At 30.2% G+C, this 25,024-nt stretch carries 21 protein-coding genes; 2 read left to right on the top strand and 19 right to left on the bottom strand.

The genetic code is table 11. The annotated features are described in order from the left end of the window. Positions 1–76: 76 nt before the first annotated feature. The 3 genes from Q0O83_RS02480 to kdsB all read right to left on the bottom strand — a co-directional run bounded on the left by Q0O83_RS02480 (position 77) and on the right by kdsB (position 3,126). Complete coding sequence (locus tag Q0O83_RS02480) at positions 77–712, bottom strand: TetR/AcrR family transcriptional regulator (RefSeq protein ID WP_294093858.1); 636 nt, start codon at positions 710–712, stop codon at positions 77–79. Positions 713–808: 96 nt separating this feature from the next. Then, complete coding sequence (locus Q0O83_RS02475; protein ID WP_294093856.1) at positions 809–2,389, bottom strand: SpoIID/LytB domain-containing protein; 1,581 nt, start codon at positions 2,387–2,389, stop codon at positions 809–811. Then, entirely contained in the window at positions 2,389–3,126 is a 738-nt protein-coding gene (gene kdsB, locus Q0O83_RS02470; RefSeq protein WP_294093854.1) for a 3-deoxy-manno-octulosonate cytidylyltransferase, read from the bottom strand. The genes Q0O83_RS02475 and kdsB overlap by 1 nt, the downstream gene beginning before the upstream one ends. A gap of 90 nt (positions 3,127–3,216) precedes the next feature. Between kdsB and Q0O83_RS02465 the strand changes: the two genes are divergently transcribed. Beyond that, the gene (locus tag Q0O83_RS02465) at positions 3,217–3,831 is read left to right on the top strand and encodes a histidine phosphatase family protein (protein WP_294093851.1); all 615 of its coding nucleotides are present in this window, start codon (positions 3,217–3,219) and stop codon (positions 3,829–3,831) included. Positions 3,832–3,918: 87 nt separating this feature from the next. Beyond that, positions 3,919–4,878, top strand: coding sequence for a cell division protein FtsZ (gene ftsZ / locus Q0O83_RS02460; RefSeq protein ID WP_294093849.1), 960 nt, complete (start codon positions 3,919–3,921; stop codon positions 4,876–4,878). 12 nt (positions 4,879–4,890) lie between these two features. Here the strand turns inward: ftsZ and Q0O83_RS02455 are convergent, their stop codons facing one another. The 16 genes from Q0O83_RS02455 to mutS are packed head-to-tail and all read right to left on the bottom strand — an operon-like array spanning position 4,891 to position 25,016. Next, a complete protein-coding gene (locus tag Q0O83_RS02455; RefSeq protein ID WP_294093848.1) occupies positions 4,891–5,754 on the bottom strand; it encodes an RluA family pseudouridine synthase in 864 nt (287 codons plus the stop codon). A gap of 2 nt (positions 5,755–5,756) precedes the next feature. After that, complete coding sequence (gene rodA / locus Q0O83_RS02450; RefSeq protein WP_294093846.1) at positions 5,757–6,860, bottom strand: rod shape-determining protein RodA; 1,104 nt, start codon at positions 6,858–6,860, stop codon at positions 5,757–5,759. Between the two features lie 9 nt (positions 6,861–6,869). Further along, positions 6,870–7,310 (bottom strand): dUTP diphosphatase, encoded by a 441-nt coding sequence (dut, locus tag Q0O83_RS02445; RefSeq protein WP_294093844.1) that lies wholly within the window; start codon positions 7,308–7,310, stop codon positions 6,870–6,872. 9 nt (positions 7,311–7,319) lie between these two features. Beyond that, complete coding sequence (locus tag Q0O83_RS02440; protein WP_294093842.1) at positions 7,320–8,543, bottom strand: pitrilysin family protein; 1,224 nt, start codon at positions 8,541–8,543, stop codon at positions 7,320–7,322. Positions 8,544–8,551: 8 nt separating this feature from the next. Further along, positions 8,552–9,631: an LptF/LptG family permease gene (locus Q0O83_RS02435; protein WP_294093840.1), complete on the bottom strand. Its 1,080-nt coding sequence runs from the start codon at positions 9,629–9,631 to the stop codon at positions 8,552–8,554. Then, positions 9,628–10,707, bottom strand: a complete 1,080-nt coding sequence (locus Q0O83_RS02430; protein WP_294093837.1) for an LptF/LptG family permease — start codon at positions 10,705–10,707, stop codon at positions 9,628–9,630. Before Q0O83_RS02430 ends, Q0O83_RS02435 begins: the two co-directional genes overlap by 4 nt. Before the next feature lie 9 nt (positions 10,708–10,716). Next, positions 10,717–11,250, bottom strand: coding sequence for a CvpA family protein (locus tag Q0O83_RS02425; protein WP_294093835.1), 534 nt, complete (start codon positions 11,248–11,250; stop codon positions 10,717–10,719). Positions 11,251–11,267: 17 nt separating this feature from the next. Next, positions 11,268–12,452: a class I SAM-dependent rRNA methyltransferase gene (locus tag Q0O83_RS02420; protein WP_294093833.1), complete on the bottom strand. Its 1,185-nt coding sequence runs from the start codon at positions 12,450–12,452 to the stop codon at positions 11,268–11,270. Between the two features lie 11 nt (positions 12,453–12,463). Further along, positions 12,464–13,573, bottom strand: coding sequence for an alanine racemase (gene alr / locus Q0O83_RS02415; RefSeq protein WP_294093831.1), 1,110 nt, complete (start codon positions 13,571–13,573; stop codon positions 12,464–12,466). Positions 13,574–13,631: 58 nt separating this feature from the next. Beyond that, entirely contained in the window at positions 13,632–14,570 is a 939-nt protein-coding gene (gene secF / locus Q0O83_RS02410; RefSeq protein WP_294093830.1) for a protein translocase subunit SecF, read from the bottom strand. A gap of 4 nt (positions 14,571–14,574) precedes the next feature. Beyond that, positions 14,575–15,795 (bottom strand): protein translocase subunit SecD, encoded by a 1,221-nt coding sequence (secD, locus tag Q0O83_RS02405; protein ID WP_294093828.1) that lies wholly within the window; start codon positions 15,793–15,795, stop codon positions 14,575–14,577. A 16-nt stretch (positions 15,796–15,811) separates the two neighbouring features. Then, entirely contained in the window at positions 15,812–16,231 is a 420-nt protein-coding gene (ruvX, locus tag Q0O83_RS02400) for a Holliday junction resolvase RuvX (protein WP_294093826.1), read from the bottom strand. 15 nt (positions 16,232–16,246) lie between these two features. Next, entirely contained in the window at positions 16,247–18,853 is a 2,607-nt protein-coding gene (gene alaS, locus Q0O83_RS02395; RefSeq protein WP_294093823.1) for an alanine--tRNA ligase, read from the bottom strand. Positions 18,854–18,891: 38 nt separating this feature from the next. After that, a complete protein-coding gene (lptB, locus tag Q0O83_RS02390; protein ID WP_294093819.1) occupies positions 18,892–19,617 on the bottom strand; it encodes an LPS export ABC transporter ATP-binding protein in 726 nt (241 codons plus the stop codon). Positions 19,618–19,626: 9 nt separating this feature from the next. Beyond that, positions 19,627–22,383, bottom strand: coding sequence for an LPS export ABC transporter periplasmic protein LptC (gene lptC / locus Q0O83_RS02385; protein ID WP_294093816.1), 2,757 nt, complete (start codon positions 22,381–22,383; stop codon positions 19,627–19,629). Positions 22,384–22,391: 8 nt separating this feature from the next. Continuing rightward, the gene (gene mutS, locus Q0O83_RS02380; protein WP_294093814.1) at positions 22,392–25,016 is read right to left on the bottom strand and encodes a DNA mismatch repair protein MutS; all 2,625 of its coding nucleotides are present in this window, start codon (positions 25,014–25,016) and stop codon (positions 22,392–22,394) included. Positions 25,017–25,024 lie beyond the last annotated feature (8 nt).

The raw sequence follows: 25,024 nt of genomic DNA, 5'->3' as shown, positions 1-25,024 counted from the left end.
ATTGCACTCTCTAACGTCAACTCTCTAGAAAAGGCTGCTGTCGAAAGTAATACCAGTAATCCTAATAACTTTTTCATTAATTTCCTCCTGTTAATAATTTTAAAATTCCATTCACAACTAATTCTACTTCTTTCTCTAAATTAATCGCTTTTATTCTCTCTTTGAACTCTTCAATATCACTTATAAAATAGTCATCTGCATTTTTAAAAAAAAGTCTTTCTAATTTATAAGATTTTATTCCACCCATAATAAAAATAATCATTATATCAATCTCTTCTTCAGAGTAATCTTTATCTGGAATATTTTTTATTATCTCTTTTAAAAATTTTCTATTTAAAAATTCAATTTTTAATAGTTTCTCTCTTAAAATTGGTGTCAGATGTTCTAAGTTTCTTGTTAAATTTATTAATATCAAATGAGATTGTAAATTTTCAGAAGATATCATAAATCTCTTTATTATAAAAGATTTCAATTGGTCTCTATAATTTAAAGGCTGTCCTAAAAGTAATTCCAACTCCTCTTCTCTTATCTTGTACACTCTTTCTATTATCTCTTCTAATAGCATGTCCTTCGATTTAAAATATGTGTAAAAACTTCCTTTTGCTATTCCTAAATCATTTGTGATATCTTCAACTCTTGTTTTGAAAATTCCTTTTTTTAACAGTACATCTTTGGCTGCTTCTAAAATCTGCTCTTTTTTTTCTTTTAGCATTGAGCCCCCTTTAATTAATTTCAACATAAAATGACTAATTAGTCACAGCATATTCTAAACTACTATGACTATTTAGTCAATGAATTTTTTATTTTTTTACCACACATTGTGTGCATTTGAATTAAATCCAGACGAAGTTGAGTAGTATTTAGCATCTATTGGCTTATTTTCGTGTACTAATATCAGACCCTTAGTTGCTTTAACCGCTGCTGTTGCCAATTCATTTTCATCTAAATTATTATACACCTGACTCTGAGTACTATCTAAAATATGAAAACCAGACTTTGCATATCTATTTCTTAAAATATCTTTTGCTGCATAGGTTCTTGCTGCTACAGCTTGAACCTTTAAGGCTTCTAAACCAAAGCTTTTAGGCATTTCACTGGGAACAACTTGTAATAAATAATCTTCAAGATTTATTTCATTTATTAAATTTAATCTCGTTCCACCCTTTGCTAATCTAATTTCAAAACTTCCTCTATATGTTGGATGAGTATAATTTTTAACATTTCTTTTTATATTTGTCAAAGATATCATTCTATTAGATGTCACAGATATATAGTTTTTAGTTTTTAATCTTAATTTTCCACCAACTATAACTTGTGTAAACCCATCTTTAGTGACAAAATCTACTGCTGTTCTAGGATTCAAATTGACATTTCCATCTCTACTCTTAATTTTAATACTTCCTAATGAGTACATCGATACTTTTGTATGATCTATCGTTGTAAATCCACTTGTCATTATTCCAACTTTTAACTTTTCGTTAATTCCACCTACAGACTTTATGCTTTTTAATCTTGTATCAGCATAGTATCTATCTAAAACCTTTTTATAAGAGTACCCTTTATTTTTAGTTAAATCCATTGCACTCCATTGGGGAACTCCAGCTCCATGCCCAAAGCCACCACCATATATATTATATGAACCATTTCCTGATTTCTCTATAGATAGAAATGCAGATGGGAGTAATGATGGATTTCTTGAAATTGGTCTATCTAAATACGACGAACTTCCACCTTTTGCTCCATATAAATTAACTGTTGAATTAACACTATTTTTACTAACACCTAAAACACTTCTTACATTACCCTCTTTTGCTACTATGTACTGCCCTCTTGTTCCTTTTATCATTAATTTTATAACTAAACCTGATTTTCCTCTTTGAAGAACTTTAATATCTGTAACCTCTCCAATTGGATTTAATGGAACCTTTTTAGAAATCCATTGTCCATTTGAATATGTAAGAACCTCTTTTGGTCTTCTATTAGCTAAAGAAACTAAGTTTTTATTTAAAACATTACTCATCTCGTTTCTTGTAAGAGTCAATTTCCATCTCCAATAGCTTGAAGTATCTCCATGTCCTTTAGCTTTTGTATTTTTATAGAAATTCAAAAATTCACTTTCCGAATATGTTTTAAATGGATTTTTTGGTGATTCCATATCATTTACATATTTCAAATATGGTATTGAATTGGCTATTGGCAAATTATCTTTTTTATGACCTCCATATAAATCTACTCTATCACCTTTTAAATTACTTCCTCTTGATGTTGTTGCTGTCTTACCTTGCTCAACTCTTTTATAGTAATCTTGTTTCGAGGTACTACTACAACCTATGAAAGCCAATAGACAAAAACTTATAGCCAATGTATTTTTCATTTTAGTTATTTTCATTATATTTTTATTTCCTTTTCTAAAATATATTTTCTAACTCTTTCTAACTCCTCTGCTGTATCTACCCCAATTATTTCATAAGGTGTCTCTAACACTTTTATCTTGTACCCATTTTCTAAAACTCTAAGCTGCTCTAGTGACTCTGAATTTTCTAATGGTGTGCTCTCTAATTTTGAGTATTCTAAAACAAATTCTCTTTTGTAACCATATATTCCCACGTGTTTAAAATATATATCTAAATTTTCATTTCTAGGATATGGTATCACACTTCTTGAAAAATAGATTGCATAATCTTTTTTATCTGTTATAACTTTAACAAAATTTGGATTTTCTATATCCTCTTTTTTCTTCATTTTATGTTTCAATGTTGCCATTTTTAAATCATTTTCCTCTTGAAAAATATCGATTAAAGAGTTTATCATATCTGGTTCTATTAAAGGTTCATCTCCCTGAATATTTATAACAACATCATAATCAGTTATCTTTTGACAAACTTCAGCTATTCTACTTGTTCCATTTAAATGATTTGCATCTGTCATAATTACGTCTCCACCAAAAGATAATACTTCATCAAAAACCTCTTTAGAATCTGTTGCTATAACAACTCTATCTAAATTTGATTTTATAGCTCTTTTATAAACCCATTCTATCATAGTATGACCACATATATCTTTCAATGGCTTTCTCGGTAATCTTGTTGACTCATATCTTGCTGGAATTACTCCTAAAAACTTCATTTTACAACCTCCAAAATTCAATGTATAATAAGATTATACAAGAATATCATTTTAAAAAAAAGAGTTTTTATACTTAAAAAGGAGAAATTTATGCTACGTATTTATTTTGTAAGACACGGTGAAACAATTTGGAATACACTTAAAATATTTCAAGGAAGATCAAACTCACCTTTAACTGAATTGGGAATTGAACAAGCTAAGAAACTTTCTAACTTCTTAAAAGATATTGAGTTCAATAAAATTTACTCTTCTCCGCAAGAAAGAGCAATGCAAACAACTAGATTAATTCTAGGAGATAGAGATATGGATATAACTCCTATCGATGAGTTTCAAGAGATTAACATGGGAAAAGTTGAAGGAATACCAAGAGAAGATTTTGAAAAAAACTACCCTATCGAATATCATAACTTTTGGCATAACGCTGTAGATTATAATCCAGCTGCATATGAAGGTGAAAGTTATGAAGAGATTCTTCATAGAGTTAAAATTGGGCTTAATAAACTTATATCTGAAAATACATCTGGAAACATCTTAGTTATTAGCCACGGCGTGACATTAAAAGCTATTTTCAATATTATAAATGAAAAAGGAATTGATGAGTTTTCAAAGCAAGCTGTTCCTGAAAATACAAGTACAACTATTGTTGAGTATGATCAAGATAGCTTCAAAATAATTAAATTCTCTGACACTGAACATTTAAAATAATTTTTTGATATTGACACAAAGGAATTTATGTAGTATTAAAGTACTAAATTGTATATTGGTCTCTATTCTAATCAGGGGGTGAATTTTTTGGGAAATAATAAGTTTAATGTTAATATAAAAGTAATGGGTATCGGTGGTGGTGGTATAAATGCTCTCGATGAAATTATTAGTTCTGAAATTGATGAAGTTTCTTTTTTTGCAGTTAACACAGATCTTCAAGATTTGAATAACTCTAAAACACCTCATAAAGTACAACTTGGACCGACAACAACAAAAGGGCTAGGTTGTGGTGGGAATTTAGAACTCGGTGAAAAAGCAACAAAAGAGAGTCTATCATTTATTAAAAGTATTCTGAAAGGAACTGACTTTTTATTTTTAACATCTACAATGGGTGGAGGCACAGGAAGTGCGGCAACCTCTTTAATAGCTAAAGTTGCAAAAGAGATGAATATTTTAACTGTTGCAATAGTCACTAAACCATTTTCTTTTGAAGGAAGAAGGCGAATGAAAATTGCTGAAATTGGAATAAAAAATCTTACTCCATTTGTTGACTCACTTATTGTTATTCCAAATGATAAACTTTTAGAAAATTCAAAACCAAATATAACAGTTCAAGAAGCATTTAAAAAAAGTAATCAAGTTCTTTTTACTGCTGTTAAAGGAATGACTGATCTTATGCTCGCCAAAGGACTTATAAATTTAGATTTTGCTGACATAAAATCTCTTCTTTTGAATTCAGGAGAAGCAATTTTAGGATTTGGTGAAGGCTCTGGTGAAAATAGAGCATATAAAGCTGCTATAGCTGCTGTTGATTCCTCTCTTTTTGAAAGAACGATGATGGGTGCTACAAAACTTCTTGTTAATATCATAGGTCCTAAAGATTTAAATCTCATGGAATCTAGCGTTATCGTTGATACTATGAAACAAGAATGTGCAGCTGATATTGACGATGTTCTCTTTGGAGTTTCAATCGACGATAACTCCTTAGATACTTTAAAAGTTATTTTAGTCGCCAATACATTTTCAAATATAAAAAAAGGACTTTAAAAAAGTCCTTTTTTAATCTAATCTATCTTTATATTCCTGTGGTAATGGAAGTTCTATTTTTAAATCATATTTTGGAATTTCACAGTAATATGAGAATAAAAACATACTTTTACCTGCTTTTCCATATTTTCCATCTCCAACTATCGGATGACCTAAACTCGAAAGTTGAACTCTCAATTGATGTGTTCTTCCTGTTTCTAGTCTTCCTTCTAAAATAGTTTTCTTTTTTCCTCTTTTTAAAACTTTAAAGTAAGAGATACTTTCTTTTGCTCCCTCTTCATATGAATCAAGCTCTACTACTTTTGTATCCTCTTTCTTTAAATATGTTTTAAGAGTAAATCTATCTTTTGATACTACTCCATCTACAAGAATATAGTATTTCTTTTCAGTATTACCTTCTCTTACCTCTTCAGCTAACTCTCTAGTTACAGTTAAATTTTTAGCACCTATTACTAATCCCGATGTTGATTTATCAATTCTATTTACAAAATTAAATTCATCCGTTTTATAATAACTTTTAAATAACTCTGAAAGTCCATATTCATGGCCACTTCCTTTATGCATAACCATATCAGCTTCTTTATTAAATATAACTATCTTCTCATCTTCATAGACAATACCTTTTTTTAAACTTTCCATATCTTTTGGTGATATTTTCATAAATGATTTAACCTCTGTTTCTCCTCCAGTAAGTAAAACTTTTACAATATCGCCCTCTTTTAACCTGTAGTTTTCTTTAGATTTTTTTCCATTAACTTTTATTTTCCCAGTTCTAATACCTTTAAAAATTTCAGTTAACGGTGTATTTTCATACTTCTTTCTCAAGAATCTATCTAACCTAACTTCATGAAAACTAGAATCTATTACATATTCCATAACTACTCCCTATAAACATTTATACTTTGTACTATTCCAAGCATAGCAAAAGCAAATAAAAATGACGTTCCACCATAACTCATAAGAAGAAGTGGTAAACCTGTTACTGGCATTATTCCTGTTACCATTCCTATATTTATCACTATATGGAAAAAGAAAATTGCAGATATTCCATAGCAGATAAGTTTTCCATATCCGTCTGATTTATCCCCTATTCTCATTATTCCCCATAACAATAAAATATAAAGAACTAATAAAACACAACCACCGATTAAGCCTCTTTCCTCTAGAAATACTGCTGCTATAAAATCTGTATGTGATTCTGGTAAAAATCTTAATTTACTTTGAGTTCCTTGTAAAAATCCTTTTCCAAAAATCCCACCTGATCCTACTGCTATCATTGACTGAGTAACATTCCATCCACTTCCCAACAAATCTGCTTCTGGATTTAAAAATGTCAATACTCTTTCTTTTTGATAATCTTTTAGCAAGAAAAAATACCCTATTGGTGCCATTGATATCCCTGCTATTGCCAATAAAATAATAGTTTTCCAATCTATCCCATTCATGAAAACTAAAACTAAGTATAAAAAGATTATAACTAACGATGTTCCCAAGTCTGGTTGTGCAGCTATAAGTAAAAATATAGGAATAATATGAAGGCTTGTTGCCATAATATTTTTCAATCCTGAAAATTTACTATTAAACTTAGTTGCTAAAACTTCAGAGAATGTTAGCACTATAAATAATTTTGAGAACTCAGATGGCTGAATTGTTATAAATCCTAAATCTATCCATCTTTGAGCTCCTAACCTTTTATCTCCAATAACAAAAACTAATAATAAAAAGATTACATTTATTAGATAGATAATTTTATAATATTTTCCATATACTCTATAATCTATAAATGAAAAAGTAAAATATGTTACAACTCCTAGTCCTATCCAAACAATCTCTTTGTAAAAAAATGATGTTCCTCTGTGTATTGTTGCACTATATACTGTTAATGAACTTATTAACACTATGCACAGTGCAATGTATAAAACCATGTTTTTCATTTTTTTTATTCTTTTTACTGTCACCACTAAATCATGATTTTTTCCCATTGATTTCTCCTATTTCCCTGTATGACCAAATCCACCTTCAGCTCTAACAGTTGTAGATAACTCTTTTACCTCTTCAAATTCCATTTTGTAAACTTTTTGAAGAACTAATTGTCCTATTCTCTCTTCAGGATTTATAACAAACTCCTCATTACTTAAATTAATTAATATAACTCCAACCTCTCCTCTGTAATCAGAATCGATTGTTCCAGGTGTATTCACTAAAGTTATACCATGCTTTAATGCCAGTCCACTTCTAGGTCTAACTTGCACTTCATATCCATAAGGAATCTCCATTTTTATTCCAGTTGGAATTAATTTTCTTTCCAATGTCTTTAATGTTACTGGTTCTGTAATATTTGCTTTTACATCCATTCCAGCAGCACCTTCAGTCATATATCTAGGTGCTTCAACACCGTTTTCTAAAACTAATTTTACAATAACTTTTTCCATTTTATCACCTTATATATTACCTAAAATAGTTTTAGATAACTTCTCCTCTACAAATATTTTTTTAGCAACTCTTTTAATATCTTCTAAAGTTACAGATTCAATCTCTTTAATTACAGATTCAATCTCTTTTACATATCCATGAACTAAATATGATCCAACCATTCTTGTCATTTTACCTTTACTGCTCTCTAGACCAAATGTAACCATACTTAAAAATTGATTTTTTGCTCTATTTAACTCTTTTTCTGTAATTCCATTTTCTTTCAACTCTTTCAGTTCATTTTCAATGATTGATATAACCTCTTTATAATCCTCATGTGTAGTTCCTGCATACACAGTAAACAGTCCACCCTCATCAAAGTTAGATGTATATGAATATACCGAATAAGCTAATCCTCTTTCCTCTCTTATCTTTTGGAATAATCTTGAACTCATATTTCCACCTAAGACATTTGAAATAACAGACATCGCTATTCTATCCTCATCAACATTTGAAACTCCAGGGGTATTTAAACATAGATGAACTTGATTCGTTTCTTGAGATATTATTTTCTCACCAGAGTTTATAACCATTTCACCGTTATATTCTCTTGGAGTACTCTTATCTTTCAGTTGACCAATCCCTTCATTTAATTGCTTAAAGATTTTATCATGTTCTATATTTCCAGCAACTGCGATAACTAAATTTTCAGGTTTATACATATCAGAGAAGTATTTTAAAATAGCTTCTCTATCTATTTTCTTTAAACTTTCAATCGATCCCGCTATTTTTTTACTTTGAACTCCTGTTATTGCAAACTCTAAGTTTTCTTCATGAACTACTTCTTCTGGAATATCTTCATACATTCTAATCTCTTCGATTATTACATTTCTTTCTTTTTCAATATTCTCATCTGTAAAAGTAGAGTTTAAAAACATATCATTTAAAATATCTATTCCAACGTGTAAAGTATTTGATGTCATTTGAATGTAATACGCTGTTTTTTCAACACTTGTATAAGCGTTTATCATTCCACCTTGATTATCAATCTCTTCTGAAATCTCTTTAGCTGTTCTATTTGTTGTTCCTTTGAATAGTAGATGCTCTATAAAATGTGATATTCCCTCTTCACCAGGTAACTCATTTTTAACACCAGCTTTTACAAAAAATCCTAAACTTGCTGTATTTATACTTTTTATATCCTCTGTTAGTAATGTTATTCCATTATCTAACTTCTCTATATTTATACTCATTTTCCTCCCTAATATTCAGCTTTTCTCATGAAATATACTCCCAAACATAAAAATATAATATTTGGTATCCATCCACTTACAAATGGATTTAATATTCCATTTACACTTAAAGCTTCAAACGATGCTTGAACTATATAATATGAATAACCCAATCCGACACTTAATGCTATGCTTATAGCTGATGCTCCTCTTACATATCTACTTCCTAAAGATAACCCTAAGAACGAAACTATAAAAGCTGCAAAAGGAAACGAATATCTTTTCCCTAAAACTGCAAGAGATTCTTTTATATCTCCACCAGTTATACGAATATCTCTAATTGTTTTTGCAATCTCAGCGTTTGTCAATTCATCTGGATCACCTTGAATTGTTATAAAACTTGCTGGAGATTTATCCAACTCTAAATCGATATAATTTTTTTCAACTTTTTGAACTTTATTTTCAAAATTATTAATAACTGCATCTTTTAATACCCAAACATTTTTCTCATTATCAAAAACTCCACTTTTAGCAGTTATTATCTCTTTAATATTTTGAAAACTATCATCTAACTTTATAATCTCTAAAGTGTTTCCTACATTTTTAACTCTATCAACTCTTTTAATATAATAAACTATATTTTTTTCTGTTCTCAAAAATGCATTGTTTTTTGTGGCTGGTAAGACTCTTGCTGAAACATCTCTTCCCGCTCTTATTGCTCTACTTTTAGCTAAAGCAAAAGGATGAACTTTATTCATGACCTGAAAAACAATTAAAGAGATTAGAAATGATAAAATTATAGGAAATCTTACAATTCTTCTAAAACTTATTCCAGATGTTTTTAATGATATTATCTCTAAATTAGATGCCATTCTATTTATACACATCAACGATCCTAAAAGAATAGCTAGCGGAGTAACCTCTATAAATATTTTAGGCAATAGGTATAATATATATGTTATTGATTCAGAAACAGTCATTCTTCCCGCTGTTATATATCTTATTATTTTAAAAAGTTGACTTAGTATAAAAATATTTATAAATGCAATCAAGCTAAGTAAAAATGATTTTAAAAAGTTTTTACTTATATATAAATCTAATTTTTTCATTTAGCACCACCTGCTTTTCTTTTATATAGTAATAATGTCCCACCAACTAATAATAAATTTGGTAGCCAAACTCCTACATAAGGTGATACTATCGCCTTATTTGCCATTACCATTCCAACATTTAAAAATACAATATAAGTAAAAATTACCCCTAAACTTATTCCAAAACTTGCACCTTTACCACTTCTATGATGACCTATTGACAGTAAAACTCCTAAAACAGCTAATACAACTGTTGAAAGAGGTATTGCAATCTTTCTATTTATCTCTACTAGATATGGAATTTTTTCATTTTTCTCTTTGTTTTTCAATCCTTTAAACAAATCTTTTATTGACATAGCCTCAATATCTTTCACTTCAATACTTATCTCTTGGAAATACGAACTAAGAGGTATTTTTTTCTCTTGGAACTCCCCTTCTAACTTTAAAGTTCCATCAGGATTAAATGTGTAAAATTTTGAATCTTCTAATACCATATTTACATTTTTCCAATACGCTTTATCTCCTAGCAATATTGTAGGATAGATGTCTTTATTATCTTTTTGGAATATTAAAACATTTTGAGCTTCATTAGTTTTTCTATCTATATTATCTATATACAGACTATATTCATCCACTTCATCTATCAAAATCCTCTCTTTCAATTGAAAAACAGGGTTTTCATAAGCTATTTTCATTGTGATTTCTTCTAATTTAGCAAATGATCTTGGGATAATACTTTCTTGTAGAAAGAAAATAAATAAAGTTATTACTGAAGCCAATATTATAATTGGCTTCAGTATATCCTTTAAAGACATTCCTATTGAACTCATAGCAGTAGCTTCACTTGTCCTCGTAAATTTAGAAAATGTTATCATCACTCCTAAAAATACGCCCATAGGTATTGTTTGAGATAAGATTGGAGGAAGATAAAATGATAATATTCTCATAACATCAATTAAAGATATCCCTTTAACTATAATATTCTCCATAAGAGATACTATTATCTCTATCAAAAATATAAATGTAAATAGAGATACTCCAAATATTATTGGCATTTTTACATCTTCCAATATATATTTTTCTATTATTTTCATTTCTTTCTCCTAAAACATTTTATTAAAATATTTTTCTACTAATTCTTTTCCTTTAATATAATTAAGTTCAGATTTTAGCTCTTTCGGTAGATACTCTTCTAGATGATAAGATTTCTCTAAAAAAACTTCATTCGTTTTACTTTCAATTCCATATTTTTTTAAAGTTGTATATTTTTGTGCCGAGTAATTAAAAATAAACAGTACTATTACTGATACAATTAATCCTTTAACTAATCCAAATACGCCTCCAAGACCTCTTGATAAAAACCCTTTGCTTTGTGCTTTTAAAATAACACCTATGAAGAACATCAAAATAGCTATTGCAAAATAAGAAGCTATAAAAGTTCCTATATATGTCAGTAAAAAATTATTTTCATTATGACTTATTGATAACTTGTCCATAACAATTGGTGTAAATTTTTGAGCTATTATAAAATCTATAAAGATTCCAAATATTGAAAAAAATTGTAATAAAAATCCATCTTTCAATCCTTCAATTACTGCAAATATAAGTATTATTGCTATTAATATATCTAAGTACATAATTATTCCCCCTTAAATTAATTATTTACTACTTTTACCCATAAAGCTTTTAAATATAAAGTTTCTGGAACATGTAATATCCATGGATGATCTTCTGGTTGATAGTTAATTCCAATCACTTGTAATAACTTTCCATTTTTAGAAGCTGCCATTCTTGTAACTTCTATTAAATCTTGAAGACTCATATGATATGCACAAGTAATAACCCCTACTATTCCTCCATCCTCTATTAGCTTAAAGCTCTCGTCACAAAGACTAAAGAACATATCTCTTCCTCTTGGAACATCTATTCTTTTCTTTATTAGCGAAGGTGGATCTAATGTTATTACATCGAATTTCTCTCCTCTATTTGCTAATATTTTTAGCATTAAGAAAGCATCCCCTTCTGCTGTTTCAAACTCATTTGTAAACTCATTTAATGCGTAGTTTTCTTTACATAATTCTAATGCATGAGGTTCTTTATCTATCGCTACAACTTTCTTACATCCCTCTTTTAATGCAGCTACAGAGAATCCTCCACTACTTGAGAATACATCTAAGAATCTTGTATTTTCATTTAAATACGGTCTAATAAACTTTCTAGAATCTCTTTGATCTAAGAAGAATCCTGTCTTTTGTCCATCAACTATATCAACTAAATACTTTAATCCGTTATCTTCCATTACTATTCTATCAGGAATCTCTCCATAAATAATTCCAGTTTGTTGCTCTACACCTTCGTGAGTTCTATTTTCAACATCACTTCTCTCATATATTCCTTTTGGTTTCATAACTTTTTTAATTGCATTGATTATCTCTTGTCTAAAAGCTACTTCTAATCCAGAATTTCTAAATTGTACAGATACATATTTATCAAACTTATCTATTATTAATCCTGGAATTCCATCTGCTTCTGAGTAAAATGCTCTTACACAGTTAGTTTCTGCTAATATGTGCTTTCTTTTTTCATAAGCTCTTTTTATTTTATCTAAAATAAGTGTTTTATCAACAGCTACATCTTTTGTCGTTAACATTCTTACGTAAGCATTTGTTGATTCTGCCACATATCCTTTTCCAACAATCTCTCCATCTGTTGTACAAACCTCAACTATATCTCCATTTTCTATTTTTCCAAATGTATCTGCAATCTCATCTTTAAAAACATTTGGGTAAAAATTCCTGATTTTTTTCTCTTTTCCTGATTCTAATATTACTTTTGCCATTTCTTTCTCCTTTAGATTTTTCCTATTAAACTATTTATCAAATAAGGTTTTCCATCTCTTAAGTAAACTCTACTTACTCTTCTACTCAATCCTGTGAACAGTTCATAAATTGATGAGCCAACTATTTTTGATTTTTCAAAAATATCCTCTCCCATTACAACTACTTCATCTCCTGCTTTTACCTTATCTTTTAATTCTTTTGGGATTTTTACCATCAGCATATCCATGCAAACTTTCCCAACTATTTTACATTCTACTCCATGAATATTAACAGTACCTTTATTCGATAGCTCTCTTCTAAATCCATCAGCATACCCTACTGTTATAGTTGCTATCAAATCTCCTACATATCCTTTTCCTACTCTTCCATAAGATATATCTATATCCTCTTTTAGCTCTTTAATAAAAAGAATTCTACTTTTTAAAGTAAATACTCTTTTTAAACCTTCTATTACTCCCTCTCCATAAACACCATACATAATTACTCCAGCTCTAACCAAGTTACTTTGAGGAATTTTAGAAAACTTTAATATCCCACCACTATTAAGAATATGGATATATTTTATCTCTTCTAATTTTTCAAAATATTTAAATTTTTCTAACTGTATTTTTGTATAGTTTACCGATTCATCATCTGACTCATCTGAAACCGATAAGTGAGAATACACACCAACTACATCTATATTTTTTAATTTACAGATATCAATTGCCTTTTTGGCTTCATCTATTGTAAACCCTACTCTTCCCATTCCTGTATCTACTTTTATATGGACTTTCAATGAAAGATTATTCTCATAGACATACTCTATTTGAGAAAAGTCAGTTAAAGTAACTTGGAGGTTTTTTTCTTCAGCTTCTTTTAACTCTTCGTTAAAAGTTCCCGCTAAAATTAAAACTTCATTTTCAAATCCACTATTCCTTAACTCAATTCCCTCTTCTAAAGATGAAACTCCAAATATTTTTACTCCCATATTTGAAAGTTCTTTTGCTATTGTGACTGCTCCCATTCCATAGGCATCTGCTTTTATAATTGCCATTATGTCTCTGTCATGAGATAGTTCTTTTATTTTTTTTATATTGTATTCTAAGTTATCTAGATCTATCTCTGCCCACGTTCTCATTGCTTCCTCCAACTTCTTATTAAGTAGATTAAGCCACCTTTTTCAGGTGGCTTTTTTGTTATACTACAATTTTTTCCTCTGGATCTGAATTATCATCTTCGTCATCTTTTCTTGGCTCATATTTTTCATCTCTTTTTTTCTCAAAAAGATATACTAACGGAGCTGCAATATATAATGAAGAATATGTTCCTACACCTATTCCAACTAATAGTGTTGTCGTAAATGTTCTTAAACTATCTCCACCAAAAACTAATATTGCTACTAAAGCTAACAATGTTGTCACCGAAGTATTAATTGATCTTACTAAAACCTGATTTAAACTTCTATTTAATACTTCTCCAAAAGTCATATCAGATTTTTTTCTTAAACTTTCTCTAATTCTATCATATATTATAATTGTATCATTTATAGAATATCCTAGAATTGTTAATATTGCTGCTATAAAAGGAGTATCTATTTCATATCCTAATAGTGCGATTACTCCTAGAGCTGCTGTCACATCATGAAGTAGTGTTAAAATTCCTGCTATTGCAAATTTGAATTCATATCTCATAGTTATATATATAACTATTAATAATCCTCCAATTACTAATGCGTAAATAGCTGATGTTTTTAACTCCTGTCCTATAGTTGCTCCAACTTTTTCAGCTCTTTCTAATTTATATTCACCCATATCTTTAAGTTTTGTTAGTAACTCTTGTGTTTGAACTTCTGTCATCTCTGCAGTTCTTATAATTACGTTATTATCAGCCTGAGAAACTTGAACTTTTCTAGCTGTTGAAGATAGCTGTGGTATTTGAACAGCTAACTCGTCTAGTTCTTTATTTATTCCAGCTAAAGTTATATCATTTGTATAGTTTAATTGGATTAAACTTCCACCTGTAAAATCTATTCCATAGTTTAATCCTTTTACAAAGAACATCCCAAGGAATACAATAAAAGATATTGTTGATAACATTATCCATTTTTTACTATGCTTTATTACCTCAATATACATCTACTTACCCCCTTTTCACACCGAAGAACTCTGTTCTTTTTATTTTGAATATATCTACCATAGTTGTTAACAGAACTTTTGTTATAAAAATAGCTGTAAGCATTGACGCTACTGTTCCTATTGTTAAAGTTACTGCAAACCCTTTCACAGTTCCTGTTCCAAACATAAATAATACTAAAGCTGTTAATAATGTTGTAACGTTAGCATCTATTATCGAAGCTATACCTTTACTAAATCCAAGCTTAATTGCTCCTGCAATAGTATTTCCTAACTTTAACTCATCTTTTATTCTTTCAAATATGATAACGTTAGCATCCACTGCCATACCTGCAGAAAGAATCATACCCGCTATACCTGGTAAAGTTAAAGTTGCATCTATAAAGTTTAACATTGCGAACATCACAAGTCCAAAACTTAATAAAGCTAAATCCGCTACAAATCCTGGTAATCTATACATGAACAACATGAATACTCCGATTAATCCCACAGCTACCATAGCTGCTGTTTTACTCTGAGCAATTGATTCATCTCCTAAAGATGCTCCAACTATTCTTGTTTCGATTATCTCAGCTTTAACTGGTAAAGCTCCTGCATTTAAAAGTGTCGCTGTTTTTTTAGCTTCATCTGGAGTATAGTTTCCTGTGATTACCCCATTACCACTTGGAATCTCACTGTTTATTGATGGTGCTGTTTGAACCTCTCCATCAAGAGTAATTGCTAATCTTCTTCCAATATTCTCTCTTGTTATTTTTGCGAACTCTTTAGCTCCTTCGATACTCATTTCAAATTGTATTTGAGGTCTTCCTAAGTTATCATAAGACACTTCTGCCTTTTTTAAAGCTCCACCTGTTAATAGTGTTGGTCCTAATGAACCATCATCATTCATTATTTTAAACTCCATTAAAGCTGTCTTACCAATCATATTAACTGCTTCTTCTGAGTCGCTAACTCCAGGTAACTCTATTATAACTCTATCCATACCTGCTCTTTGTACAACTGACTCTGCCACTCCAAGACCGTTTATTCTTCTATCTAGAACCTCTATTAATCTATTCATTGCATCGTCATCTAACTGTGCTCCAGATTCTGGTTGAGCTTGTAATACTACATAAACTCCACCTTTTAAATCTAGTCCTAACTTAGTTGGCTTCACAACAGCTAGCCACCAAGAACACACTAGTATAACTAATACAAAAAATAGTTTTGTCATCCCCTTAAAATTCATGTTCGCCTCCACTTAGTTATTTTTTCATGTCTAAAAAAGTTTGTAGTATAATAGCTGCTGCTACTTTATCAACTACTTTTCTTTTCTCTTTGGCTCCCCTTAAATTTGTTTCGTTTAACATTCTATCTGCTGAAACAGTGGAAAGTCTTTCATCTACTTCAAAGAATTCTAATCCTTCAATAGATTTGTTCAATTTCTCCATAAATTCTCTTACTTTTTCCGCTTGACGCTTCTCTGTTCCATCTAAACTTTTCGGGATTCCAATTACTATAGATTTAGTATTTTCCTCTCTACATAGTTCAGCGATTCTTTTTACTGCCTTTGTCTTTCTTCTATCTATTACTTCTAGGGGAGCGGCTACCATCCCCATTAAATCTGATTTTGCCACTCCAATTCTTACATCTCCTACATCTAAAGAAAGATATCTTTTATACATAAAATCTTCCTCCAATTATAATGAATTTGCTAAAATCTCCTTAACTGCAGCTAAAGCTTCTTTAACTTTTGCTCCATTTTTTCCTCCAGCTTGTGCGAAGTCAGGTCTTCCTCCACCATTTCCTTCAGCTATCTTAGCAGCTTCTCTTACTAAATCTCCAGCTTTTACTTTTCCGATTAAATCTTTTGTTACTCCAATTGCAAATATAGCTTTATCGTTATTTGATCCTAAAGCGATTACACAACTTCCTAACTTATCCTTTGCCTTATCAACGATCTCTCTTAATGAATCAGCTTCTTTATCTGTAAAGTCTTGTACTAAAACTTTAACTCCGTTTATCTCTTCAACTTGGTCAAATAAAGAACTTGCTTCGAATGTTGCTACTTTAGCTTTTAAAGTTTCAACCTCTTTTGCTAAATCTCTTACTTCTTCAACAACTTTTTCAGATCTCTCTTCAACTTTGTTTACATCAGTTTTTAAGTTTTTAGCTACTCTTTTCATTGTTTTTTCCATCTCTAAAACAGATAAGTATGCTTTATAACTTGTTTGAGCTTCTATTCTTCTTACTCCAGCTGCTACTCCAACCTCTGAAACTATTTTAAACATACCAATTTTACTGATATTGTTTATATGAGTTCCTCCACAAAGTTCCATTGAGTAATCTCCAATAGTTACTACTCTAACTTCATTTCCATATTTATCTCCAAATAAAGCTGTAGCTCCTTTTGCTTTAGCATCATCCATAGACATAACATCAGCATTTACTGCTGTAGCCATAAATATTCTTTCGTTTACTGCTTTTTCAACTTTCTCTAACTCTTCAGCTGTTAATCCCTCATAGTGATTGAAGTCAAATCTTAATCTATCTGCTCCACAAGATGAACCAGCTTGTTGAACATGAGTTCCTAATACATCTTTTAAAGCTTGGTGTAATAAGTGAGTTGCAGTATGGTTTTTAGCAACCTCTTCTCTTCTAACTGGATCAACAGTTAAGTTTAATAGAGTTCCCTCTACTAACTCCTCTATTCCACTTTCAATCTCAACAACATGAGTGTAAATCTCTTTTTGCTTTTGAACATCTAAAACTTTAGCTACTAAGTTTTCTCCCTCTACGATTCCGTGGTCAGCTTCTTGTCCTCCCGACTCTGCATAGAATGGAGTTTGATCAAATATTAAAGCATATCTATTATCTTCTAAAGCTCTTACACTTAAAAGAGTTGCAGCAGTCATTAAGTCACAGTATCCTGTAAACTCTGTTTTTCCATGCTTATCATAGAACTCTTCAATAAAGCTATCTTGTCCCTTTTCCATTACAACAGTTCTTGATGATCTAGCTTTTTCTCTTTGCTCTTCCATCTTCTCTACAAACTCTTCATTTGAAACTTCTATTCCGTTTTCTTCACAAATCTCTTCTGTTAATTCATATGGGAATCCATAAGTATCATAAAGCTTGAATGTAACATCTCCTGAAAGTTTTGTTTCACCTTTTGCTTTAGCTTCGTTTATCTCATTTGTTACTAATTGCATTCCTTGATCTAAAGTATTAGAGAATTTTTCCTCTTCTATCTTTACAACCTTTTTGATGTGCTCTATATTCTTTCTTAACTCTGGATACGCTTCTTCCATCATCTCTACAACTTTATCTACCATCTCATACATGAACAGTTCTTTTCTTCCTAAAAGTCTTCCGTGTCTTACAGCTCTTCTTAATATTCTTCTTAAAACATAACCTCTTCCTTCGTTAGATGGTATTACTCCATCGTTTACTAAGAATGTTACAGCTCTTGAATGATCTGTTATTACTTTTAATGAGAAGTCCTTTTCAGGTGCTACTCCGTACTCAGTGTTAGTTAATCTTCCAGCCTCTTGAACGATTGGGAATAATAAGTCTGTTTCAAAGTTATTAGATTTACCTTGAACCATCGCTGCTACTCTTTCTAGTCCAGCACCAGTATCTATATTTTTCTTTGGTAATGGTTGTAATGATCCATCTTCCATTCTGTTCCACTCAGTAAATACTAAGTTCCAGATTTCGATAAATCTATTATCTGTTCCTTCATCACCTAATTTAGAGTTTTCATCTCCACCATAAGCTGCTCCTAAATCCACATGTATCTCTGAACATGGTCCACAAGAACCTGTAGGTCCTGCTGCCCACCAGTTTTCTGATTCTCCCATTCTTACAATTCTCTCTTTAGGGAAGTTACACTTTTCTATCCATATTTTTTCAGCTTCATCATCTGTTGTGAAAACTGAAACCCATAGCTTATCTTTTTCTAATTTTAATACTTCTGTTATAAACTCCCAAGACCAAAGAATAGCCTCTTCTCTGAAATAATCTCCAAATGAGAAGTTTCCTAACATTTCAAAGAATGTGTGGTGTCTAGCTGTTCTTCCAACATTTTCTAGATCGTTTGTTCTAATACATTTTTGATAAGTTGTCACTCTTGGAGTTGGTGCTTCTTTTTGCCCTAAGAAATAAGGCTTGAATGGTACCATTCCTGCAACTGTTAATAAAAGAGTTGGGTCATCAGGAATAAGTGATGCACTTTCAAAATGCTTATGAGCTTTTTCTTCAAAAAACTTTATAAATTGACTTCTAATTTGATTACCTGTTAACATATTTTTGTTTCCTCCGCTATATTTTTAAAAAATTTTATTTAATCTAATTTAAAGTTTTCCCCTAGATAAACTTTTTTAGCCATTTCATTATTGGCTATCTCTTCTGGAGTTCCACTTATTAAAACTTTTCCATTGGCCATTATATAGGCTTTCTCTGTGATGGATAGAGTTTCTCTAACCGAATGATCTGTTATTAATATTCCCAAACCTCTTTGTTTTAAGTATCTAATAATCTGTTGAATATCTTCAACTGCTATTGGGTCAACTCCAGCAAAAGGTTCGTCTAGTAAGATAAAATCAGGATCATTAGCTATAGTTCTAGCTATTTCAACTCTTCTTCTCTCTCCACCAGAAAGAGAGTATCCCATCGATTTTGCTACATGAGTCAATTTAAACTCCTCTAAAAGCTCTTGCATTTTTTTTACCTGCTCGCTTTTAGGTAATCCCTTCATCTCTAATATAGCTAATATATTATCTTCTACAGATAGATTTCTAAAAATAGATGGTTCTTGAGCTAGATATCCAATTCCCATGTCAGCTCTTTTGTACATTGGATAATCTGTTATATCCACTTCATTTATAAAAACTTCACCTTTTTCAGGCTTTACAATCCCGGTTATCATGTAAAACGTTGTTGTTTTTCCAGCTCCGTTTGGTCCTAAAAGGCCTACAATCTCACCTTTTTTAACCTCTAAACTCACTTCATTAACAACTTGTCTCTTTTTATAACTTTTACATAAACCTTGAGCAACTATACTTCTCATAGATTCTCCTTATTTTTTTATAATTTTGTTATATCCTGAATTTATTTGATTTTTATTAGTGATACTTTTACTTTCATTTGCTTTATAGTCTACAAATACATTTCCTCTAGCTTTAGCTTTATTCGTTTTCATATCATAATCAACCTCATCGGCAGTTATAATTGAATCTCCATCATCAACGAATACATCGCCTCTTAACTCTGCTAAGTTTTCTTTGTTTTTTAACTTAGCTTTTGTTGAAGTCGCATTTAAAGTTTTATCTTTATCTTTTCTTACAATAACAACTTTTCCTACTAAATCGATTACCTCTGTATTAAGATTTCCAGTCATTATATTTGCAGTTACTGTTGTTACTACTCCATTCGCATCTTTCATGATAACTTTTGTATTATCTTTTCCAAACACTAATTTTTTCTCTGGTTGAATCTCTAAATAATCTGAATAAAGTGTCGTTCCTTCTTTTTCAACAACAGCATTTTTTCTAATTTCAACTCTTTGAATCTCGTTCTTACCAGTAGCATTCTTTTTAAAATATGCTCTTACGAAATCTCCTTTAAAGTTTACAGGTACACCATCTTGATAGATTCTACCTGAAACATTCCCAATGAAATCTAAATTCATATTATTTAAAGTACCCTCAACTCTATCTCCTTTAAATTCTTCATTTAAATTAGATTTTATAACTACTGTTTCTCCTGTTAAATAACTACTTTTTTTATTTAACTCTCCATTTTTCATATCGATATTATAATCTGTATACTTTATATTTATAGGCAGATTTGATTTTGCTATTTCAGTATTTTGATTATATTGTAACCGCTCACCCTTTAAAGTTGAAATATCATCTTTAATCTCTGCATTACCTTCTAATATAAACTCTCCCTGAGAAACAAAGTACTTTATTATATCACTTTTTGAAGCATTCTTCACATCTTTTCCACTAAATTTTTCACCAGTGAATATTTTTTTATCAGTTTCATACACACCATTGTACATTTTTCCATTGCTTTTCTTAACAACATCTTCAAATATAATCTCTCCTGGTATATAAATCTTTTGATCTTTAATTTGATAATCAGCTGAATTTGCATTAGCAACAACATCTCCACTTGTTAGAACAAGTTTATCTCTCATTTTTACAAACTCATTTTCTTTGAATTCACCAGTTGTTGAAACAACTTTAGTTTCACCCTTTTTGTCTATAGCTACTAAATCTTTCTCTACAGTTCCTATTCCTGTTTTTTGATTAAACTCTAAATTTGTTCCTTCTACAGAGTTATTTGTACTTACATATTTAAATGCTCCAAAAGATTTAAATATCTCTGTTGTTAAGTTATATTCACCCTTCAATCCTTCAAAGCTATCTTTTTCAAGTTTTCTTTTTAAAATATACTTTTCAGGCAGATAAACAAATCCTTTTTTTCCTAAATAATCTACCTTTGAGCTTTCAAAAATATAGTTTCCATCCTCAAAATGAGCATCTCCATCGACTAAATAACTTTCTTCATCTCTATCAAAATCAACTCTGTCTCCTGAAGCAGTTTGATTTTCAACTAAATCTTTTATTGTTCCTTTTAAAACATAACCTTTTCCAGTCAGCTTATTATAAAAGAAGCTTTCTCCTTTGCTGTCATATTGATCACTAAAGTATGAGTATCCATCTTTTAAATAAAGCTCTCCTGTTACTGTTTGATATTTTAAATTTTTAGTTAAGATTTTATTAGTCGGACTTGCATACTCTATATTTTTATCCGATATTAACTCAAGATCTTTTGTATCTGTTGAGTATATAGCCATATCAGCTTTTAACTTTCCTCCATCGCTATCGGTTCCATTTACATCTCCTTTTATAACTAACTTCTTAGTTACTTTGTTGTAAATTCCATCATCACCTACAAAAGAGTATACTCCATTACTACCTTTAATCTTTCCATTGAAATTGATATTATCTCCACCATCTGAAGTTATACTTTCCATATCAATTTTATATCCATCTGCTACTACATACACATTTTTACTAATTTTAAAAGATTCAGTTTTATCATTTAAACTTAAATCCTCTCCATATAACTTTATTCCGTTATAATCCAATTCAAAAGGATTTGAACTAGTTAATACATTTGTTTTCGTATCATATCTTAACCCTTTAAAGTTTCCACTTAAAATCCCTGAGCCATCGCCTAGATTACTTCCTGATAAAAATGCTTGTCCCTCTATATTCATAATTTTATCTTTATCATTATACTTAGCTTGTTGAGCCGATAGTGTTATATTCTTTGTTTTAAAGCTTACATCTCCAGATAAAGTTACATTTTCCATTTTTAAATCACTTTTAAAATTCTTTCCAGAAACTTCTAATTCCTGCTCTTTATTAAAAGCTGTTACACCTATCGTTGATTCTATCTCTCCATTTTCTTTCGTATACTTAGCTTCTTGAGTTTCAAACTCCCAACCATTTAAACTTTTTCCAAGAATATTAGATTTCAATAAAAGGTTTTTTCCTGCATCTAAAATTGCATTATCTCCCGTTAAAATCATTCCATCTAGAACTGCCTTTGCTTTTTCAAAAGTTGTTTCATTTGTCTTTATAAAATCTTTCTGTTTTTCTGCTTCTATATGATAACCCTCTGTATCATATACTGCACCTGTTGTTTCTATTATTTCCTCTTTTTTCTCTATTTTTTTCTCATCACCAAAATAATTGAAATATCCCAAAACCAACGCTGCTGCTATAACAATTCTATAGGCCAACTTTTTCTTATCCATACTGCCTCCTAGTTTAAGATACGTTTTAACTCATTCAGCTTTAAAAAGGCATCCAAAGGTGTCATTTTATCTAACTCAGCCTCTTTTAAAAGACGTAGAACTATTCTTTCTTCATTTTCCAACTGAACAATATTTTCTTCTATTTTTTTTACTGGTTCCTCTTTTACTTCCTCTTTGAAATCTCCAAATAATATCAATTGCTCTTTTTTTACCTTTTTTTCTATAATCATCTTTCTATTTTCTAAAACTTTTAGCATCTCTTTAGCTCTTTCTAGAATCTCTTTTGGAAGTCCTGCTAATCTAGCAACCTCTATTCCATAAGATTTATCCGCTCCACCTTTAACAATCTCCCTTAAAAAAGTAATTTCTTTTTCATCCTCTTTTACTTCAATTCTAAAGTTTGCTGACTTATTTAATTTTGATTCTAATTGAGTCAATTCATGGTAATGAGTTGCAAATATAGTTTTAGCTTCAATATTATCGTGAATGTACTCTGTTATTGCTGTAGCTATTGATATTCCATCAAAAGTTGAAGTTCCTCTTCCAATCTCATCTAAAATAATAAATGAATCTTTTGTTGAGCTATTTACAATATTAGCAACTTCACTCATCTCTAACATAAATGTAGATTGCCCAGTCACTAAATCATCACTTGCTCCAATTCTTGTAAATATTTTATCCACTATTCCTATTTTAGCATATTCAGCTGGAACATAACAACCCATATGTGCCATAATTAGAATTAATGCAACCTGTTTCATATAAGTAGATTTTCCCGACATATTCGGTCCTGTTAAGATTATAAGGTTTTTTTCATTATTTAGAACAATACTATTTTTTATAAACTTTTCTCTACCTACTAATTGCTCAACTATAGGATGTCTTCCTCCTATAATTTCTAACTCTCCATCTGTAGTTATCTCAGGCTTAACATATCCATTTTTAGTTGCAATGTATGCAAAGTTTGAAACTACATCTAAATACGCTATTTTATAAGCTAACTCATGAAGAACCTTTCTATACGCTTTTACCTCTTCTGAAATATCTTTGAATAACATATACTCTAGATTTTCAATCTTATCCTTTGCATTTAAAACTTTCTCTTCATAAATCTTTAAATCTTCAACAATATATCTTTCAGCATTAGCTAAAGTTTGCTTTCTTATATAATCATCTGGTACTAAATGAATATTTGCTTTTGTAATCTCTATAAAATATCCAAAAACTTTATTATATTTTATCTTTAGACCTTTAATTCCTGTTCTTTCTCTCTCTCTATTTTCAATCTCTAAAATAGTATCTTTTCCATTGTTAGAGATGTTATGCAGTTCATCTAAATCAGAGTTATATCCCTCTTTTATCATTCCACCCTCTCTAACAGAAAATGGAACTTCATCCTTTATAGCTCTTTCTATCAAATTGTATATTTTAACTAATTCATCTAAAGCTATCTCAAAAATTGGAGCACCTTTTAATACCTTGTATATATCTAAACTATTTAAAATAGATTTTTTTAAAGCTACTAAATCTCTTGCATTTTCATTTCCTAAAACTAGCTTTCCTATAATTCTCTCAATATCATATATATTTTTTAATCTCTCTCTAACCTCTTCTCTCAAAAGAACATTCTCATAGAAGAAATCAATATCACTTTGTCTATCTAAAATTATCGATTTTGAAATTGATGGATTCTTTAAGAAATGCTTTAAAAGTCTACTTCCCATTGAACTTTTACAACTATCTAAAACCCACTGTAAAGTACCTAACACTCCATTTTCTCTCGTCGATGCTACAATATCTAAATTTCTTTGAGTAGTCAGATTTAACTCCATAATATCTTCACTACCTGTATATACTATTTTATCTACTGGAATCTCATTTCCTTTTTGTAATTCCAACACATAATCTAATACCATTGCTGCAGCTTCTACTGCTACAACTTTTCCGTTTAAATCGAAACTATCTAAAGAGATAATCTTAAAATACTCTTTTAAATACTCTTCACTTTTTTTTACTTTTAAGCAAGAGTTAATATTTATTTTATTCAGTTGAGCAAATTGTTTCAACTCTTTTTCTAACTCTGGGTAAGAAACTTCATCAATTAGAACCTCTCTTGGAGAAACTTTATTTATCTCACCTAAAATTTTATAGACATAATCCTCTGTTTTTGGTTTTTCACTAGCTACAAACTCTCCAGTTGTTATATCTATATATGTCAATCCTATGATATCTTTTTTTAGTACAACTCCCATTAAGTAGTTATTACTTTTTTCATCTAAATACTCGGTATCAATTATTGTTCCTGGAGTTATTACTCTAACTACCTCTCTTTTTACCAACCCTTTTGTGGCTTTTGGATCTTCAACTTGTTCACATATAGCAACCTTATATCCTTTCGCCACAAGCTTTCCTATATACCCTGCCGATGAGTGATAGGGGATTCCCGCTAGGGGAACCTCCATACCTTTCTCTTTGTTTCTACTTGTTAAAGTTAATCCTAACTCTTTTGATGCAACTACTGCATCATTGAAAAACATCTCATAGAAATCACCCAATCTAAAAAATAGAATGCTATCTTGATTTTGTTCTTTTATCTCTTTATATTGAGCCATTAATGGCGTATCTGCTGACAAAAAATCAC

This window comes from uncultured Cetobacterium sp. (assembly GCF_945952365.1).
In the GTDB taxonomy this organism is placed as follows: domain Bacteria; phylum Fusobacteriota; class Fusobacteriia; order Fusobacteriales; family Fusobacteriaceae; genus Cetobacterium_A.
The sequence above is the reverse complement of the archived record's forward strand: the minus strand, read 5'-3'. Positions and strand labels throughout refer to the sequence as shown.

Coding starts and splice junctions, on each gene's coding strand:
- Q0O83_RS02480 (WP_294093858.1), bottom strand. CDS start 712: ATGCTAAAAGAAAAAAAAGAGCAGATTTTAGAAGCAGCCAAAGATGTA.
- Q0O83_RS02475 (WP_294093856.1), bottom strand. CDS start 2,389: ATGAAAATAACTAAAATGAAAAATACATTGGCTATAAGTTTTTGTCTA.
- kdsB (WP_294093854.1), bottom strand. CDS start 3,126: ATGAAGTTTTTAGGAGTAATTCCAGCAAGATATGAGTCAACAAGATTA.
- Q0O83_RS02465 (WP_294093851.1), top strand. CDS start 3,217: ATGCTACGTATTTATTTTGTAAGACACGGTGAAACAATTTGGAATACA.
- Q0O83_RS02455 (WP_294093848.1), bottom strand. CDS start 5,754: ATGGAATATGTAATAGATTCTAGTTTTCATGAAGTTAGGTTAGATAGA.
- rodA (WP_294093846.1), bottom strand. CDS start 6,860: ATGGGAAAAAATCATGATTTAGTGGTGACAGTAAAAAGAATAAAAAAA.
- dut (WP_294093844.1), bottom strand. CDS start 7,310: ATGGAAAAAGTTATTGTAAAATTAGTTTTAGAAAACGGTGTTGAAGCA.
- Q0O83_RS02440 (WP_294093842.1), bottom strand. CDS start 8,543: ATGAGTATAAATATAGAGAAGTTAGATAATGGAATAACATTACTAACA.
- Q0O83_RS02435 (WP_294093840.1), bottom strand. CDS start 9,631: ATGAAAAAATTAGATTTATATATAAGTAAAAACTTTTTAAAATCATTT.
- Q0O83_RS02430 (WP_294093837.1), bottom strand. CDS start 10,707: ATGAAAATAATAGAAAAATATATATTGGAAGATGTAAAAATGCCAATA.
- Q0O83_RS02425 (WP_294093835.1), bottom strand. CDS start 11,250: ATGTACTTAGATATATTAATAGCAATAATACTTATATTTGCAGTAATT.
- Q0O83_RS02420 (WP_294093833.1), bottom strand. CDS start 12,452: ATGGCAAAAGTAATATTAGAATCAGGAAAAGAGAAAAAAATCAGGAAT.
- alr (WP_294093831.1), bottom strand. CDS start 13,573: ATGAGAACGTGGGCAGAGATAGATCTAGATAACTTAGAATACAATATA.
- secF (WP_294093830.1), bottom strand. CDS start 14,570: ATGTATATTGAGGTAATAAAGCATAGTAAAAAATGGATAATGTTATCA.
- secD (WP_294093828.1), bottom strand. CDS start 15,795: ATGAATTTTAAGGGGATGACAAAACTATTTTTTGTATTAGTTATACTA.
- ruvX (WP_294093826.1), bottom strand. CDS start 16,231: ATGTATAAAAGATATCTTTCTTTAGATGTAGGAGATGTAAGAATTGGA.
- alaS (WP_294093823.1), bottom strand. CDS start 18,853: ATGTTAACAGGTAATCAAATTAGAAGTCAATTTATAAAGTTTTTTGAA.
- lptB (WP_294093819.1), bottom strand. CDS start 19,617: ATGAGAAGTATAGTTGCTCAAGGTTTATGTAAAAGTTATAAAAAGAGA.
- lptC (WP_294093816.1), bottom strand. CDS start 22,383: ATGGATAAGAAAAAGTTGGCCTATAGAATTGTTATAGCAGCAGCGTTG.